Raw genomic sequence first — 15,228 nt, forward strand, 5'->3', positions numbered from 1 at the left:
GCAATCCTCTGGTTACGCGTCCGGCAGGGCCTGGAATGGCGATTCTTTATCCGTGCGCTCTTTTTTGCCCCAGGCGGCGATGCCGACCTTGAGCGCATAGAACAGGATACTGAAGACCACGAACAGGAACAGCGCGGTAAGCGTTGCGTTGGTGTAAGCGTTGAAGATCACGTGCTGCATCTGCTCGACGCTTTTTGCCGGTGCCAGCACCTGACCATTGGCCAGGGCATCGCTGTATTTCTTGGCCAGCGACAGGAAGCCGATCGCCGGGTTGGCGTCGAACAGCTTGATGAAGCCCGCCGTCGTGGTGCAGATCAACAGCCACGTGGCTGGCAGCAGGGTGACCCAGATGTAGCGCTGGCGCTTCATTTTGATCAGAACCACGGTGCCGAGCATCAGCGCGATACCGGCCAGCATCTGGTTGGAGATACCGAACAGTGGCCACAGGGTATTGATGCCGCCCAGTGGATCGATCACGCCCTGGTAGAGCAACCAGCCCCACATTGCCACACAACCGGCGGTGGCGATCAGGTTGGCGGTCCATGATTCGGTACGTCTCAGTGCCGGAACGAAGGAGCCGAGCAGGTCCTGCAGCATGAAACGCCCGGCACGGGTGCCGGCGTCCACAGCAGTCAGGATGAACAGCGCTTCGAACAGAATCGCGAAGTGGTACCAGAACGCCATGGTGTTTTCACCCGGCAGGACACTGTGCAGGATCTGCGCGATACCGACCGCCAGGGTCGGCGCACCACCGGCACGGGCCAGAATGGTGGTTTCACCAATGTCATGCGCCACGGCTTGCAGCGCTTCCGGCGTGATCGCGAAGCCCCAACTGGAGACCACTTGCGCAACTGATGCGACATCACTGCCGACCACGGCGGCCGGGCTGTTCATGGCGAAGTACACGCCAGGCTCGATCACCGAAGCGGCGACCATGGCCATGATGGCGACGAACGACTCCATCAACATGCCGCCGTAACCGATGTAACGGGCGTTGGTTTCGTTATCCAGCAGCTTCGGCGTGGTGCCCGAAGAAATCAGCGCGTGGAAACCGGAAACCGCACCGCAAGCGATGGTGATGAACAGGAACGGGAACAGACCGCCCTTCCACACAGGGCCAGTGCCGTCGACGAACTGGGTCAGCGCCGGCATTTTCAGCTCAGGCATGGTCACCAGAATGCCGATCGCCAGGGCGATGATGGTGCCGATTTTGAGGAACGTGGAGAGGTAGTCGCGCGGCGCCAGAATCAGCCACACCGGCAACGATGCCGCGACGAAACCGTAACCGACCAGCATCCAGGTAATCTGCACGCCAGTGAAGGTGAACGCCTTGGCCCACACTGGGTCAGCGGCAATCTGCCCACCCAGCCAGATCGAACCGAGCAGCAGCAACACGCCGACCACGGAGATTTCGCCAATACGACCCGGGCGGATGTAGCGCATGTAAATGCCCATGAACATCGCGATCGGGATGGTCGCCATCACGGTGAAGATGCCCCACGGGCTCTCGGCCAGCGCTTTAACCACGATCAATGCCAGCACCGCGAGGATGATGATCATGATCAGGAAGCAGCCGAACAGGGCGATGGTGCCGGGAATGCGGCCCATTTCTTCACGCACCATGTCGCCCAGGGAGCGGCCGTTGCGACGGGTCGACATGAACAGGACCATGAAGTCCTGCACCGCGCCCGCCAGCACCACGCCGGCAATCAGCCAGAGCGTGCCGGGCAAGTAGCCCATCTGCGCGGCCAATACCGGGCCGACCAAAGGTCCGGCGCCAGCGATCGCTGCGAAGTGGTGACCGAAAAGAATGTGTTTGTTGGTCGGCACATAGTCCAGACCGTCGTTGTTGAGCACGGCGGGGGTGGCCCGACGCGGATCAAGTTGCATCACATTGTTAGCGATGAACAGGCTGTAGTAACGATACGCAACCAGATAAATGGCCACGGCAGCGACCACGATCCACAAGGCGTTGATCGCCTCGCCGCGGCGCAATGCCACTACGCCCAGGGCGCACGCTCCTACGATTGCCAGCAATAGCCAGGGTAAGTGGCGTAGCAGGCTATTATTATTTTTCATTTTATTATTCCAGCCAGGGTGGACAAGAAAGACAGCCACCCCGAGTTTAGCGCTTACGGCGCCAAAGGCCATACCCCGACGTTGGTCTAGACGCATTAGCGATTGGCTGGCGCCCGCATTCGCGGTCTATAGTCAGCGAACCTTCATGAGGATTGCGCCATGAGCGAACACCCAGCCAACCGTCGTCGCTTCAAACGTATTGCGTTCGATGCCAGAACCGAGCTGCGTCAGGGCCACTTCATCTGGCCGGTGAAGTTGATTGATCTGTCGCTCAAGGGGCTGCTGATCGAACGGCCGGAGCCTTGGCTGGGGGATCGCGAACAGGACTTCTTCGTTGACATTCACCTGAGCGATGACGTCGATATCGAGATGGATGTGCAATTGGCCCATGAAGAAAAAGGGCAGCTGGGTTTTGTCTGCCGGCACATCAGCCTGGAATCGATCCAGCGTTTGCGGCGGCTGATCGAGCTGAACCTGGCTGACGAGGCCGAACTGGAACGCGAATTGGGTGCCCTGATCGAAATCTAGAATCCGCCACAGATCAAATGTAGGAGTGAGCCTGCTCGCGATAGCGATTTGTCATTCAACATTTGCGTTGACTGGTTCACCGCTATCGCGAGCAGGCTCACTCCTACAGGGGTCGGTGGTTTATTCGAAGAGTGCGTCGAGGGCCTGTTCGAGGCGGGTCACGGCGATGATCTGCAAACCCGGTGGGGATTCCTTCGGCGCATTGCCCTTCGGCACGATCGCCCGCTTGAAGCCATGCTTGGCAGCTTCCTTCAATCGCTCCTGCCCGCTCGGCACCGGACGCACTTCGCCGGACAGCCCCACTTCACCAAACACCAACAGATCATGCGGCAACGGTCGATTACGCAAACTCGACATTACGGCAGCCATCAGCGCCAGATCCGACGCCGTCTCCAGCACCTTCACCCCGCCGACCACGTTGAGGAACACATCCTGATCATGAGTCGGGATGCCGCCATGGCGGTGCAAAACGGCAAGCAACATCGCCAAACGGTTCTGATCCAGCCCCAGCGTCACCCGGCGCGGGTTGGCCAGATGACTGTCATCGACCAAGGCCTGCACTTCCACCAGCATCGGCCGCGTGCCTTCCCACGTCGCCATGACCACACTGCCCGGGACTTCTTCCTGCGCACGGGTGAGAAAAATCGCCGAAGGGTTGGAAACCTCCTTCAGGCCCTTGTCGGTCATGCCGAACACGCCCAGCTCGTTGACCGCACCAAAACGGTTTTTCACTGCGCGCAGCAAACGCAAACGCCCATCGGATTCGCCTTCGAAATACAGCACGGTGTCGACCATGTGTTCGAGAACACGGGGACCGGCCAGCGCGCCTTCCTTGGTCACGTGGCCGACGAGGAAAATCGCCGTGCCGCTCTGCTTGGCATAACGCACCAGCAGCGCCGCACTCTCGCGGACCTGGGAAACGCCGCCGGGGGCCGATTGCAGCTGTTCGGTGAAGATCGTCTGGATCGAGTCGATCACCATCACCTTGGGCTTTTCCTGACGGGCAGTAGCGATGATGGTTTCGATGCAGGTTTCGGTCATCACCCGCAGTTGATCCTGGGGCAAGCCGAGGCGGCGGGCACGCATGGCGACCTGCTGCTGGGATTCTTCGCCAGTGACGTAAAGCGCTGGCATGCTTTTGGCGAGGTTGCACAAGGTCTGTAACAGAATCGTCGATTTGCCGATGCCCGGATCGCCGCCGATCAACACCACCGAACCGTCGACCAGACCGCCGCCGAGCACGCGATCCAGCTCACCGGAAGCGGTGGAAAAGCGCGGAATTTCTTCGACGCTGACTTCCGCCAGCGTCTTGATCTGCGCCTGTTGCCCGGCCCAACCGGTGCGACCGGTCGGCGCTGTAGCGCCGCCGCTTTCGATCATGGTCTCGGTCAGGGTGTTCCAGGCACCGCATTCACCGCACTGCCCGGCCCACTTGGGAAAGGTTGCGCCGCATTCGGTGCAGCCGTACATGCGCTTGGCCTTGGCCATCAGAACCCCCGACAAAAACCGCGATGATAACGCACGGGCCGCCGATCAGCGCGGCGCGGCACTACGGATTTCGCCGCTGGCCAGACGCGCGGCGCTATTGCCCAACGGATCTTCGGCATTCAGGTCAGCGCCCTTGGCCTTCAGTGCATCGAGCAGTTCCAGACGCTTGAACAACCCGGCGTACATCGCCGCCGTCTGCCCGGCGCCGTTGCGCTGATCGGGGCTGCAATCGGTGGCCATCAGGCGCCGGGCGATCTGTACTTCACCTTTGAAAATCGCCCCCATCAGCGCCGTGTTGCCACGCAGGTCCTGGGCGCAGGCATCGGCGCCGGCAGCGAGTAACCGCTCCACCGCCGGCGCCTCACCGTGATAAGCCGCCAGAATCAGCGCGGTGTAACCCTTGCTGTCGCGGGTGTCGAGGGAATAGCCGGACTCGATGAACGTGTTGAGCATCGGCACATCGCCGCGCCGCGCCGCATCGAAGTAATAGTCCTGCAACTGGGTCTTGATTGCCTCGGGACTCTGCTCGGCCGGTGCCGCCCACGTCGCGAACGACAGGCAGCCGGCCAACAGCAAAAGACAGATGCGCATCAGCAGTCTCCTTGAACGAAACGGGGCCTGACTCAGGCCCCGTGTGCTACATCGATATCAATCGACCAGTTTGGCCGCCAAGGCCTTGACCCGGCTCAGGTCGCCCTTGGCCACTTCCGTTACGCCAGTGCCGTATTCCGGATCAGCCTTATAAAGGAAGGACAGGATGATGTGCTTGCTCTCGTCATCGGTGCTGGCCAACGAGCCACCGAAGCTGTCGATCAGGTCGCGGCGTTCTTTCTTGCTGAACGAGCGATACAGATCACCTGCCTGCTTGAAGTTCTGCTCACGCTGGATCTTCGCTTGCTGAGTGCTGCCCGACAGCGCCGATTGGCTGTAACGCGCACTGGGTGTCTCGTCACGGGGTTGCAGGCGGCTCGGCTGATAGTTCACCCCGCTGTTGCTGGCGCCGAAGTTCATCGCGCCATCCTGATTGCCATTGTTCACGGCAACTTTTGCCGCGTTGATTGGCAATTGCAGAGCATTCGCCCCCAGACGATACATTTGCGTATCGGCATAGGAGAACACTCGACCTTGCAACAAACGATCTTCGGAAGGCTCGATACCCGGTACGATATTCGCTGGCGCCATGGCCACTTGCTCGGTTTCCTGGAATACGTTTGCCGGATTACGGTTCAACACCATTTGTCCAACTTTTCGTTCAGGAATACCTGGCCAGATCTTGGTCGCGTCTAATGGATCGAAATCAAACTTGGACAAATCTTGTGGCTTCAGCACTTGAATGTACAAGTCCCATTTCGGGAATTTGCCTTTATTGATATTGCTCACCAGATCATTGGTCATGTGACTGTAGTCTTGACCCTGAACTTTGGCGACTTGTTTTGGCGTGAGGTTATTAAGTCCCTGCAAGCTCTTCCAGTGAAACTTGACGTAGTGAACTTCGCCCTTGGCGTTTATCAACTTATAAGCATGCACGCCATTGCCATCCATCTCTCGATAGCTGGCGGGAGTTCCCGAGTTCGAATACAACTCGGTCAGCGTACGAGTGGCTTCGGGTACATGCGAGAAGAAGTCGAATCGACGTGAGTCGTCATCGAGGTTAGTCCGGGGATCGGGTTTGAACGCGTGCACCATGTCGGGAAACTTGATCGCATCGCGGATAAAAAAGGTCGGGAAGTTGTTGCCCACCAGGTCCCAGTTGCCGTCGGCCGTGTAGAACTTGGTGGCGAAACCTCGTGGATCGCGCAGGGTTTCCGGCGAGTGATTACCGTGCACCACGGCAGAGAAGCGCACAAATACAGGGGTGCTCTGGCCGGCGGCGAACACCTTGGCCTTGCTCAGGTCGCTGAGGTCGTTGGTCACCGTGAAGGTGCCATGGGCGCCAGTGCCGCGGGCGTGAACCACACGTTCGGGAATGCGTTCTCGATCAAAACGCTGCAACTTCTGGATCAGTTGCACATCCTGCAGCAGCACCGGGCCGTTGGCGCCGGCGGTCTGCGAGTTCTGATTGTCGCCGACCGCTGCACCGTTATCGCGGGTCAGCGGCGCGGCGTTTACGGAGAAGGTCAACAGGCTGGCGGTGAGTACACCGAGGGTGCGGCGACGGGGAAAAGCCCCCAATCCAAGTGCGGAAGTCATATCAGGATCCTCTGGTTTTTTTGCGGCGCATCCAGGTGCGCCAACCCAAGGCTAGAGGCCTGCGGCGTCGAACATAAATAGAAAGAACGTAACGCCATGATTGAAAAAATTGGCTTCATGATCAGCGAGTTACGCGATATTTCGCGCGCGATTGATGGCACTTTGCAAACTAATCGTCGATTGATGTGTCGATAAAAACGGGCTTTGTAAGAAGGTGTTTCGCGCAGGACGCGTTTTGCTGATTTACACTGCGTACACCAAACTCATCTGTAACAAGGAAATAACTATGGGCGTGCTAAGTGAGTTCAAGGCCTTTGCGGTCAAGGGCAATGTGGTCGACATGGCCGTCGGTATCATCATCGGTGCCGCCTTCGGCAAAATTGTTTCGTCGTTTGTTGGTGACGTGATCATGCCGCCAATCGGCCTGCTGATCGGTGGGGTGGACTTCAGTGATTTAGCCATCACGCTCAAAGCCGCCGATGGCGCTGCGCCTGCGGTGGTGATGGCCTACGGCAAATTCCTCCAGACAATTCTGGACTTCGTGATCGTCGCTTTCGCGATCTTCATGGGGGTCAAAGCCATCAACCGTCTCAAGCGCGAAGAAGCCGTGGCCCCTACCCTGCCACCGGTTCCGACCAAGGAAGAAGAGTTGCTGGGCGAGATCCGCGACTTGCTCAAGGCCCAGAACACTCGGCCCTGACCTTTTGCACGATAGAAACAACGGCGCCTTCGAGGCGCCGTTTGTTTACCAGTAGTTTTCCACCGCCACCTGCCCGGGCCGGCGAGTCAGGCTGAGGCTCATATGGCGTTTTTTCAGCAACGCGCGCGTGTCATCGATCATTTGTGGATTGCCGCACAGCATGACCCGCGAGTGGTCCGCTGACAGTTTCACGCCCGCTGTGCGCTCCAGCTCACCATTTTCGATCAATGTGGTGATGCGCCCGTGCAGTGCACCAGGATGCGCTTCGCGCGTCACCGTCGCGATGAACTGCAATTTGTGCGCATATTCGCTGAGGTATTCACGCTGCAAGAGTCCGTCAATCAGCGCCTGATAGGCCAGCTCCCGCGCTTCACGCACGCTGTACACCAGAATGATGCGCTCGAATTTTTCCCAGACTTCGAAGTCCTGCAGTATCGATAAAAACGGCGCCACCCCGGTGCCGGTGGATAACAGCCACAGATCCCGCCCGTCGACGAAGCGATCAAGGGTCAGGTAGCCGAATGCCTGACGATCCACCAGCAACGTGTCGCCGACCTGCAGCCGACTCAGCTCACTGGTGAATTCACCGCCCGGCACGACGATGGAAAAGAACTCGAGAAACTCGTCAAAAGGCGACGACACCATCGAATAGGCACGCCACACGATGCTGCCATCAGCCTTGCTCACACCCAGCCTGGCGAACTGCCCGGCGCGGAAACGAAAACCGGCATCGCGGCTGGTGCGCAAGGTAAACAGGCTCGGGGTCAGGGGTTGGACATCGAGCAACGTCTGCGTGGTGTATTTCTCTGCGCTGGCAGTCATGGGGAACTCCATTGAACGATTGCCGACAGTGTCGCGCAAACTAACTGGTCTAAACACTGATGATTGGTAATGACATTCGATGATTTAATCCTCTCGGTATTATTTATCAGATGACAAGATCAATATAAACATCGTTCACCCTAAGAACGCTTTATGGATATTTGGCTATCTGCAATCTCGAAAAAATTTAAAGCCTATTGTAGGAAACATCCTACACTTCGTTGCGTGCCGGATCCTTTGGATCCATTCGGCGCCCCCGCAACGTCATTGGAGTGTTCAAAGATGGAAACGTGGAAGGAGTCACAGTTAAAACGACTGACATTTGCCAAAGGAGTAGAGACCGCATATCCGATCTTGTTGCAATTCGCTGAAAATCTCGGTTTCAATTATTGCGCGATTTCGGTTGTTTCACTTCATCGCGACATGCCTCTTAAAACCTTGCAAATCAACAACTACCCTGACGATTGGAATACTCAATACGAAAAAAACAATTACAGCAAAGTTGACCCACTGATAGCACACTGCAATCACTCGATGACGCCAATTATCTGGTGCGAGTCGGTATTCGCAGATACCCGACAGTTATGGCAAGGATTGCAGCATCACGGCCTGCAACATGGCTGGTCACAGTCGTTCCATCATGAGCAAAGCGGCTTGTGCAGCATTATCAGCCTGGCGCGCAAACACTGTGCGATCAGTCCTCTGGAGCTGTATGAACATTTTGGTTATATGTTCTACGCCACCAGTCACTTGAGTGAACTGTTTGCCCGGACGCTGCCGCGAGAGTCTCTCAAACCTCGCCAGCCGCACCTTTCGCCACGAGAACTGCAGGTTCTGCAACTGTCTGCGGTTGGCAAGACCGCTTATGAAATCTCGAAAATCCTCAGCCTGAGCGAGCGCACCGTGAACTATCACGTGCAGAACGTCATCGAGAAGCTCAACGTCTGCAACAAGATTTCCGCTGTCATCGCGGCCGCCAGAGCCGGGATCATCTAGTCGATCCAGCCTTGCTCCCCATAGAAAACTTGCGGGTAATGAAGAAGAAAAAACCGTACCATTCGAGACCCTCCTGAGTGATGACGCGAACGTTAAGCGTTGCATTTCACTCGGCCGGTTCCGCTGCACAATGTCAGAGCTGCGGAACACCCCGTTGATTACCCTGAGTCCCCGCCCCATGCCTTTGCTTGATACGCCCTTCGCCCAACTTGATCTGATCCGCCAGCCAGAACAGCAGAACGAACCGCTGCAAGCCTTCGATGCCGCCGACGAATACCTGCTCAACCATCTGGCGGCGCAGCAACCGACGGCCGACACGCGCGTATTGGTGCTCAACGACAGCTTCGGTGCTTTGGCTGCCAGCCTGCTCGGCAAGGTCGAGGTCAGCAGCAGCGGCGACTCCTTCCTGGGTTTTCAGGGGCTGGAGAAAAACCTGCTGCGCAATGGCCAGGCGTTCGATGCCATTCGCGGTATCCCGGCCAGCGAGCCATTGGTCGGACCGTTCGACCGGGTGCTGATCCGCGTGCCGAAAACCCTCGCGTTACTGGAAGAACAATTGATCCGCTTGCAAGGGCAGCTCGCGCCCGGTGCCGAAGTGATCGCAGCGGCCATGGTCAAACACCTGCCACGCGCCGCCGGTGATCTGCTTGAACGCTACATCGGCCCGGTACAAGCCTCGCTGGCGGTGAAAAAGGCGCGGCTGTTGATCGCCACGCCGGAAGCAAAAGCCCCGGCTGTGTCGCCCTACCCTTCGCGGTATCGGCTCGACGAGCCGGCGATCGAGTTGCTCAACCATGCCAATGTGTTTTGCCGCGAAGGCCTGGACATCGGCACGCGCGCCTTCCTTCCGCATCTGCCGAAAAACCTTGGCAGTGCCCGAGTCGCCGATCTGGGCTGTGGCAATGGCGTGCTGGCCATCGCGAGTGCCCTGCAAAATCCCGATGCGCATTACACAATGGTCGACGAATCGTTCATGGCAGTGCAGTCGGCTAGCGAGAACTGGCGCGCAGCACTGGGCAATCGCGAGGTGATCGTGCGGGCTGGCGACGGTCTGGCCGGACAGGAACCGCAATCACTGGACGTGGTGCTGTGCAATCCGCCGTTCCATCAACAGCAGGTGGTTGGCGACTTCCTCGCCTGGCGCATGTTCCAGCAGGCGCGCGAAGCATTGGTGGTGGGTGGCGCGCTGTACATCGTCGGCAACCGTCATCTGGGTTACCACAGCAAACTGGCGCGGCTGTTCCGCGGCGTCGAGCAAGTGGCCGCGACGCCGAAGTTCGTCATTCTCAAAGCGCGCAAGTAAACCTTCAGGCAAAAAAAACCCTCCGTGAGGAGGGTTGCAAAGCCGTACCCGAAGGCGCCGGAACGGGGATGATTCAGTGCGTGGTCAGGCCTGCCGCATTCATGAACATGCGCATCAGGCTGGCGGCGATAAACAGCACGCCAACACTGCCGACCCAGATCAAGGCCAACCAGCCGAGCCGCTGCCACAGCGGTTTTTTTTCGGCTTCTTCAATGTCGTGCAGGGAATGTTTGCCGGTCATTGTTGCGATCCTCAGTCAGATCGATGGCGCCGCTACCGACGCCATCGCGGGCAAACCCGCTCCCACAGGTTTAGTGATAGCCGTCTTCGTGGGTGACCTTGCCGCGGAACACGTAGTAGCTCCAGAAGGTGTAACCCAGAATGAACGGGATGATGAACAGCGTGCCAACCAGCATAAAGCCCTGACTTTGCGGCGGTGCGGCGGCGTCCCAGATCGAGATCGACGGCGGCACGATATTCGGCCACAGGCTGATGCCCAGACCGCTGTAACCCAGGAAGATCAGCACCAGCGTCAGCAGGAACGGCATGTAGTTGGCGTTACGCGCCACCGCGCGGATCAGGCCGTACATCGTCACCAGCACCAGAATCGGCACCGGCATGAACCAGAACAGGTTTGGCATGCTGAACCAGCGCGAGGCAATTTCCGGGTGAGCCAGCGGCGTCCACAGGCTGACGACACCCATCACCGCCAGCAGCACGAACGCCAGAGGGCGGGCCAGATTGTGCATCTGCTCTTGCAACTTGCCTTCGGTTTTCATGATCAGCCAGGTGCAGCCGAGCAAGGCATACGCCACCACCAGCGCGGCGCCGCAGAACAGCGTGAACGGCGTAAGCCAGTCCAGTGAACCGCCAGCGAACTGCCGATTGACCACCGGCAAACCGTCGATGAACGCCCCCAACGCCACGCCCTGGAAGAACGTCGCCGCCACCGAGCCACCGATAAACGCCTTGTCCCACAGATGCCGCTTGTCGTCCTTGGCCTTGAAGCGGAACTCGAAGGCCACACCGCGGAAGATCAAACCGATCAGCATGAAGATCAGCGGCAGGTACAAGGCCGACAACACCACCGAATAAGCCAGCGGGAATGCGCCGAACAACGCCGCGCCGCCCAGTACCAGCCAGGTTTCGTTGCCGTCCCAGACCGGCGCGACAGTGTTCATCATTACGTCACGGTCGACTTTGCCGGGGATGAACGGGAAGAGAATCCCGATGCCCAGGTCGAAGCCGTCCATGACCACGTACATCATGATGCCGAAGATGATGATCACGGCCCAGATCAGCGGAAGATCAATACCCATGGCTCAAATCTCCTTGGTCAGGCTGGGGGTGTCGTGATCGGCATCGGTCGAATCGTCGGCAGCGGACAACGGACGCGCCGGCGTGCGCTGTTTGCCTGGCCCACCGTCCGGCGTTTCGGCGCCTTCGCTGATCTTCGGCCCTTTGCGCACAAGACGCATCATGTAGCCGAGACCTGCGCCGAACAGCGCGAAATACACCACCACAAACATGATCAGGGTGATGCTCATCTGCATGAAGCTGTGGTTGGAGGAGGCATCCGCGGTGCGCATCAGCCCGTAGACCACCCACGGCTGACGACCGATTTCCGTGGTGAACCAGCCGGCGAGAATCGCGATCAGACCGGACGGCCCCATCCACAGCGCCAGATAAAGGAACGGCCGCGAGGTGTAGAGCGTGTCGCGTTTACGCAACCACAGGCTCCAAAGACCGGTGAAGATCATCAGGAAACCGAGGCCGACCATGACGCGGAACGACCAGAACACAATGGTCGAATTCGGCCGGTCTTGCGGTGGGAACTCCTTGAGTGCCGGCACCTGTTTGTCCAGCGAGTGAGTGAGGATCAGGCTGCCGAGGTACGGAATCTCCACGGCGAACTTGGTTCTCTCTTCTTTCATGTCCGGCCAGCCGAACAGGATCAGCGGCGTCGCTTCGTCACCGTGGTTTTCCCAGTGACCTTCGATCGCAGCGATTTTTGCCGGCTGGTGCTTGAGTGTATTGAGACCATGGAAGTCGCCGATGACCGCCTGGATCGGCGCAACAATCAGCGCCATCCACATGGCCATCGACAGCATGGTGCGGATCGCCGGGTTGTCCTTGCCGCGCAGCAAATGCCAGGCCGCCGAGGAGCCGACGAAGAATGCCGTGGCGACGAACGCAGCCGTGGCCATGTGCATCAGGCGATACGGGAACGAAGGGTTGAAGATGATCGCCAGCCAATCGGTCGGAATCACCTGACCGTTGACGATCTCGAAGCCCTGCGGGGTCTGCATCCAGCTGTTGGAGGCGAGAATCCAAAAGGTCGAAATCAGCGTACCGATCGCCACCATGACAGTGGAAAAGAAGTGCAGCCCGCGCCCGACCTTGTTCCAGCCGAACAGCATCACCCCAAGGAAACCGGCTTCCAGGAAGAATGCCGTGAGCACTTCATAGGTCAGCAACGGCCCGGTGACGGCGCCGGCGAAGTCCGAGAAGCGGCTCCAGTTGGTGCCGAACTGGTAGGCCATGACCAGCCCCGAGACCACGCCCATGCCGAAGTTGACGGCAAAGATCTTCGACCAGAAATGGTAGAGGTCACGGTAGGTGTCGTTACGGGTTTTCAGCCACAAGCCTTCGAGTACCGCGAGGTAACTCGCCAGACCGATGGTGATGGCCGGGAACAGGATGTGGAACGAGATGGTGAACGCGAACTGAATTCGGGCGAGATCTAGTGCCTCTAAACCGAACATATGGCTTCCTCTGTCAGGTAATACCGGCTGCGGACCCGGAGGCCTGCACCCACTGCCCCCACGGATATGGAGTGCGGCGAATTCTGATTCGTTCTTTTTAAACAACCATCGCAACGCAGGGAGTCTGGCCAACTGGCCACCGGATCAATTCCTTTTGGGTCTTGATCTGGATCAAGCAACGTTGAAAGAGTAGTCCCATTTTTGCCGATGAACTGCGTGGTCGTTTGCCGCGTGACAAGTTGCCTCATAACCGTGGCAATGCCCTGCAACAAATCCCCGGAGCGCTGGCAGTGGGGAAAACAGTACAGATCGCGAAGGCGACACAAATCCCCGAACAGCAGAATTCATCTGCACCGCTAAAAAATCGATGTCTGGCTAACTAAATTTTTTGTCATAGCAACTTCCTGTTACAGGCTGGTGATAACCTCGGCATTCCCCTCGAGCCAGACCTGCCTTCAGATGCCCAGCCAAGAGCCCCTGCTGTTACGTCATCACCGCCCGTTTCTCGCTTTCTGGTTCGCGCGGATCTTTACCGCCAGCGGTTTCCAGATGCTCACCGTGGCGATCGGCTGGAACCTCTACCAACTGACCGGCAACGTCCTCGATCTGGGCCTGGTCGGGCTGGTCGAATTCGCCCCGCGCGTGCTGTTCATGCTGCACACGGGACACGTCGCCGACCGTTATGACCGGCGTAGAGTCGCCGCAATCTGTCAGTCGTTGCAGGCGCTGATCGCGCTGGCACTGGCCATCGGCAGCGCCACCGATCACGTGACCCGCGAGATGATCTTCATCCTCGCCTTCCTGCTCGGCGCGGCGCGCTCGTTCGAGATGCCGACCACGCAGGCGTTGCTGCCGAGCATCGTGCCCAGCGCGCTGTTCCCACGAGCAGTAGCGGCGGCGCAGTCGGCGCAGCAGTCGGCGACCATCGTCGCCCCGGCCCTCGGTGGTTTGCTCTATGCGTTCGGCAGTGTCTGGGTTTATGGCCCGACAGTGCTGCTCTATGTGATTGCCTGCACGCTGATGCTCAACCTGCCCGCGCGGCAAACGCCGTTGAACAAAGGCAAAGCCACGCTGGACTCGTTGCTGGCGGGGATTCGCTTCATTCGCAGTCGCCCGGACATTCTCGGGGCGATTTCGCTGGATCTGTTTGCGGTACTGCTCGGCGGCGCCACCGCGTTGCTGCCGGTATTCGCCAAGGACATCCTGCTGACCGGGCCTTGGGGCCTCGGCCTGCTGCGTTCGGCACCGGCGGTCGGCGCATTGGGGATGTCGCTGTTTCTCGCGCGGTTTGCCGTGGAGCGCAATGTTGGCCGGGTGATGTTCACCGCGGTCGGGGTGTTTGGCGTCGCGACCATTGCCTTCGGCCTGTCGACCTCATTCTGGTTTTCGCTGGCGGTGCTGGTGGTGCTCGGCGCGGCGGACATGATCAGCATGGTCATCCGCGCGTCTTTCGTGCAGTTGGAAACCCCGGACGAAATGCGCGGCCGGGTCAGCGCGGTGAACGGGCTGTTCATCGGTGCCTCGAACCAGTTGGGCGAATTCGAATCCGGTGTCACCGCCCACTGGTTCGGCACCGTGCCGGCGGTGGTGATGGGCGGGATCGGCACGCTGGTGGTCACGGGGACGTGGATCAAGTTGTTTCCGACGCTGGCGAACCGGGACCGGATGCATGTGCCGGTGGAAGAAGTGAAGGTCTGACAACCTCCAAAGCACAAGAAAACTGAAAATGTGCGGTACATAGTTACCGCACCGAGTGTAATGTATCGCCTTACACTCGAGCCCATGATCAAATCCTTTCAGCACAAAGGCCTTCGAGGCTTCTATGAAACAGGTTCGACTCGCGGGATTCGTGCCGACCACGCAAAACGGCTGTCGCGCATGCTGCAGTTCATGGATCGCGCTACGCTTCCCGCAGATCTGGACCTTCCGGGCTGGCGCCTGCATCGATTGAAAGGTGAACTGACGGAATACTGGTCGCTGAGCGTTTCAGGCAACTGGCGAGTGATCTTTCGTTTTGTCGGTTCGGACATCGAACTGGTCGACTATCTGGACTACCAAGAGGCAGATTCATGCCCATGCACAACCCGCCACACCCCGGTGAAACACTGCTGATGGATGTTTTGCCCGAGCTTGGCATCAGCGTGACCGAATTGGCCCGACACTTGGGCTTCGCACGCCCGCATCTTTCACGTGTATTACACGGACATGCGCCAATCAGCCCGGATCTGGCCGTGCGTCTTGAGCGTGCCGGCATTGGCAAGGCGCGTGTGTGGCTAGGCGTACAAACCGACTACGATCTGTGGCAAGCAGAGCATCGGGAGCAACCGGTTATCGAACTGATCGCTGTCCACGCCTGA

At 58.7% G+C, this 15,228-nt stretch carries 15 protein-coding genes; 7 read left to right on the top strand and 8 right to left on the bottom strand.

The window, feature by feature from the left end:
* Positions 1–12 precede the first annotated feature (12 nt).
* Entirely contained in the window at positions 13–2,079 is a 2,067-nt protein-coding gene (locus tag FGA82_RS06410) for a carbon starvation CstA family protein (RefSeq protein WP_141126429.1), read from the bottom strand.
* A 159-nt stretch (positions 2,080–2,238) separates the two neighbouring features.
* On the opposite strand from FGA82_RS06410, the gene FGA82_RS06415 reads away from it, so the two are divergent.
* Entirely contained in the window at positions 2,239–2,607 is a 369-nt protein-coding gene (locus tag FGA82_RS06415) for a PilZ domain-containing protein (protein ID WP_141126430.1), read from the top strand.
* A 120-nt stretch (positions 2,608–2,727) separates the two neighbouring features.
* On the opposite strand, the gene radA is transcribed toward FGA82_RS06415, so the two are convergent.
* Genes radA through katB form a run of 3 tightly spaced genes read right to left on the bottom strand, consistent with a single transcriptional unit; the run spans position 2,728 to position 6,285 of the window.
* On the bottom strand, positions 2,728–4,095 hold the full coding sequence (gene radA, locus FGA82_RS06420; RefSeq protein WP_141126431.1) for a DNA repair protein RadA: 1,368 nt from the start codon (positions 4,093–4,095) through the stop codon (positions 2,728–2,730).
* A 45-nt stretch (positions 4,096–4,140) separates the two neighbouring features.
* Positions 4,141–4,686 carry an ankyrin repeat domain-containing protein gene (locus FGA82_RS06425; protein WP_141126432.1) on the bottom strand — a complete coding sequence of 182 codons (546 nt, stop codon included), beginning with the start codon at positions 4,684–4,686 and terminating at the stop codon, positions 4,141–4,143.
* Positions 4,687–4,743: 57 nt separating this feature from the next.
* Positions 4,744–6,285 carry a catalase KatB gene (gene katB / locus FGA82_RS06430; protein WP_141126433.1) on the bottom strand — a complete coding sequence of 514 codons (1,542 nt, stop codon included), beginning with the start codon at positions 6,283–6,285 and terminating at the stop codon, positions 4,744–4,746.
* 286 nt (positions 6,286–6,571) lie between these two features.
* On the opposite strand from katB, the gene mscL reads away from it, so the two are divergent.
* Positions 6,572–6,985, top strand: coding sequence for a large-conductance mechanosensitive channel protein MscL (gene mscL / locus FGA82_RS06435; RefSeq protein ID WP_038361758.1), 414 nt, complete (start codon positions 6,572–6,574; stop codon positions 6,983–6,985).
* Positions 6,986–7,030: 45 nt separating this feature from the next.
* Here mscL and FGA82_RS06440 read toward each other — a convergent pair whose 3' ends face one another.
* On the bottom strand, positions 7,031–7,807 hold the full coding sequence (locus FGA82_RS06440; RefSeq protein WP_141126434.1) for a ferredoxin--NADP reductase: 777 nt from the start codon (positions 7,805–7,807) through the stop codon (positions 7,031–7,033).
* A 282-nt stretch (positions 7,808–8,089) separates the two neighbouring features.
* Here FGA82_RS06440 and FGA82_RS32070 point away from each other — a divergent pair, with 282 nt between their 5' ends.
* Together FGA82_RS32070 and FGA82_RS06455 are read left to right on the top strand one after the other, a co-directional pair.
* Entirely contained in the window at positions 8,090–8,803 is a 714-nt protein-coding gene (locus FGA82_RS32070) for an autoinducer binding domain-containing protein (protein ID WP_171057250.1), read from the top strand.
* A gap of 178 nt (positions 8,804–8,981) precedes the next feature.
* A complete protein-coding gene (locus tag FGA82_RS06455; protein ID WP_141126436.1) occupies positions 8,982–10,106 on the top strand; it encodes a methyltransferase in 1,125 nt (374 codons plus the stop codon).
* 73 nt (positions 10,107–10,179) lie between these two features.
* On the opposite strand, the gene FGA82_RS06460 is transcribed toward FGA82_RS06455, so the two are convergent.
* The 3 genes from FGA82_RS06460 to FGA82_RS06470 all read right to left on the bottom strand — a co-directional run bounded on the left by FGA82_RS06460 (position 10,180) and on the right by FGA82_RS06470 (position 12,871).
* Positions 10,180–10,347: a DUF2474 domain-containing protein gene (locus FGA82_RS06460; RefSeq protein ID WP_016773090.1), complete on the bottom strand. Its 168-nt coding sequence runs from the start codon at positions 10,345–10,347 to the stop codon at positions 10,180–10,182.
* Positions 10,348–10,417: 70 nt separating this feature from the next.
* Positions 10,418–11,425 (bottom strand): cytochrome d ubiquinol oxidase subunit II, encoded by a 1,008-nt coding sequence (gene cydB, locus FGA82_RS06465; RefSeq protein ID WP_141126437.1) that lies wholly within the window; start codon positions 11,423–11,425, stop codon positions 10,418–10,420.
* A gap of 3 nt (positions 11,426–11,428) precedes the next feature.
* Positions 11,429–12,871 (bottom strand): cytochrome ubiquinol oxidase subunit I, encoded by a 1,443-nt coding sequence (locus tag FGA82_RS06470; RefSeq protein ID WP_141126438.1) that lies wholly within the window; start codon positions 12,869–12,871, stop codon positions 11,429–11,431.
* Positions 12,872–13,330: 459 nt separating this feature from the next.
* Between FGA82_RS06470 and FGA82_RS06475 the strand changes: the two genes are divergently transcribed.
* The 3 genes from FGA82_RS06475 (at position 13,331) to FGA82_RS06485 (ending at position 15,228) form a co-directional block, all read left to right on the top strand.
* The gene (locus tag FGA82_RS06475; protein ID WP_141126439.1) at positions 13,331–14,569 is read left to right on the top strand and encodes an MFS transporter; all 1,239 of its coding nucleotides are present in this window, start codon (positions 13,331–13,333) and stop codon (positions 14,567–14,569) included.
* Between the two features lie 84 nt (positions 14,570–14,653).
* On the top strand, positions 14,654–14,983 hold the full coding sequence (locus FGA82_RS06480; protein ID WP_141126440.1) for a type II toxin-antitoxin system RelE/ParE family toxin: 330 nt from the start codon (positions 14,654–14,656) through the stop codon (positions 14,981–14,983).
* Entirely contained in the window at positions 14,941–15,228 is a 288-nt protein-coding gene (locus tag FGA82_RS06485) for a HigA family addiction module antitoxin (RefSeq protein WP_095048728.1), read from the top strand. Before FGA82_RS06480 ends, FGA82_RS06485 begins: the two co-directional genes overlap by 43 nt.

This window comes from Pseudomonas fluorescens, assembly GCF_005938625.1.
Classification (GTDB): Bacteria; Pseudomonadota; Gammaproteobacteria; order Pseudomonadales; family Pseudomonadaceae; genus Aquipseudomonas; species Aquipseudomonas fluorescens_BD.

Coding starts and splice junctions, on each gene's coding strand:
- FGA82_RS06440 (WP_141126434.1), bottom strand. CDS start 7,807: ATGACTGCCAGCGCAGAGAAATACACCACGCAGACGTTGCTCGATGTC.
- radA (WP_141126431.1), bottom strand. CDS start 4,095: ATGGCCAAGGCCAAGCGCATGTACGGCTGCACCGAATGCGGCGCAACC.
- FGA82_RS06480 (WP_141126440.1), top strand. CDS start 14,654: ATGATCAAATCCTTTCAGCACAAAGGCCTTCGAGGCTTCTATGAAACA.
- mscL (WP_038361758.1), top strand. CDS start 6,572: ATGGGCGTGCTAAGTGAGTTCAAGGCCTTTGCGGTCAAGGGCAATGTG.
- FGA82_RS32070 (WP_171057250.1), top strand. CDS start 8,090: ATGGAAACGTGGAAGGAGTCACAGTTAAAACGACTGACATTTGCCAAA.
- cydB (WP_141126437.1), bottom strand. CDS start 11,425: ATGGGTATTGATCTTCCGCTGATCTGGGCCGTGATCATCATCTTCGGC.
- FGA82_RS06415 (WP_141126430.1), top strand. CDS start 2,239: ATGAGCGAACACCCAGCCAACCGTCGTCGCTTCAAACGTATTGCGTTC.
- FGA82_RS06460 (WP_016773090.1), bottom strand. CDS start 10,347: ATGACCGGCAAACATTCCCTGCACGACATTGAAGAAGCCGAAAAAAAA.
- FGA82_RS06455 (WP_141126436.1), top strand. CDS start 8,982: ATGCCTTTGCTTGATACGCCCTTCGCCCAACTTGATCTGATCCGCCAG.
- FGA82_RS06425 (WP_141126432.1), bottom strand. CDS start 4,686: ATGCGCATCTGTCTTTTGCTGTTGGCCGGCTGCCTGTCGTTCGCGACG.
- FGA82_RS06470 (WP_141126438.1), bottom strand. CDS start 12,871: ATGTTCGGTTTAGAGGCACTAGATCTCGCCCGAATTCAGTTCGCGTTC.
- katB (WP_141126433.1), bottom strand. CDS start 6,285: ATGACTTCCGCACTTGGATTGGGGGCTTTTCCCCGTCGCCGCACCCTC.
- FGA82_RS06485 (WP_095048728.1), top strand. CDS start 14,941: ATGCCCATGCACAACCCGCCACACCCCGGTGAAACACTGCTGATGGAT.
- FGA82_RS06475 (WP_141126439.1), top strand. CDS start 13,331: ATGCCCAGCCAAGAGCCCCTGCTGTTACGTCATCACCGCCCGTTTCTC.
- FGA82_RS06410 (WP_141126429.1), bottom strand. CDS start 2,079: ATGAAAAATAATAATAGCCTGCTACGCCACTTACCCTGGCTATTGCTG.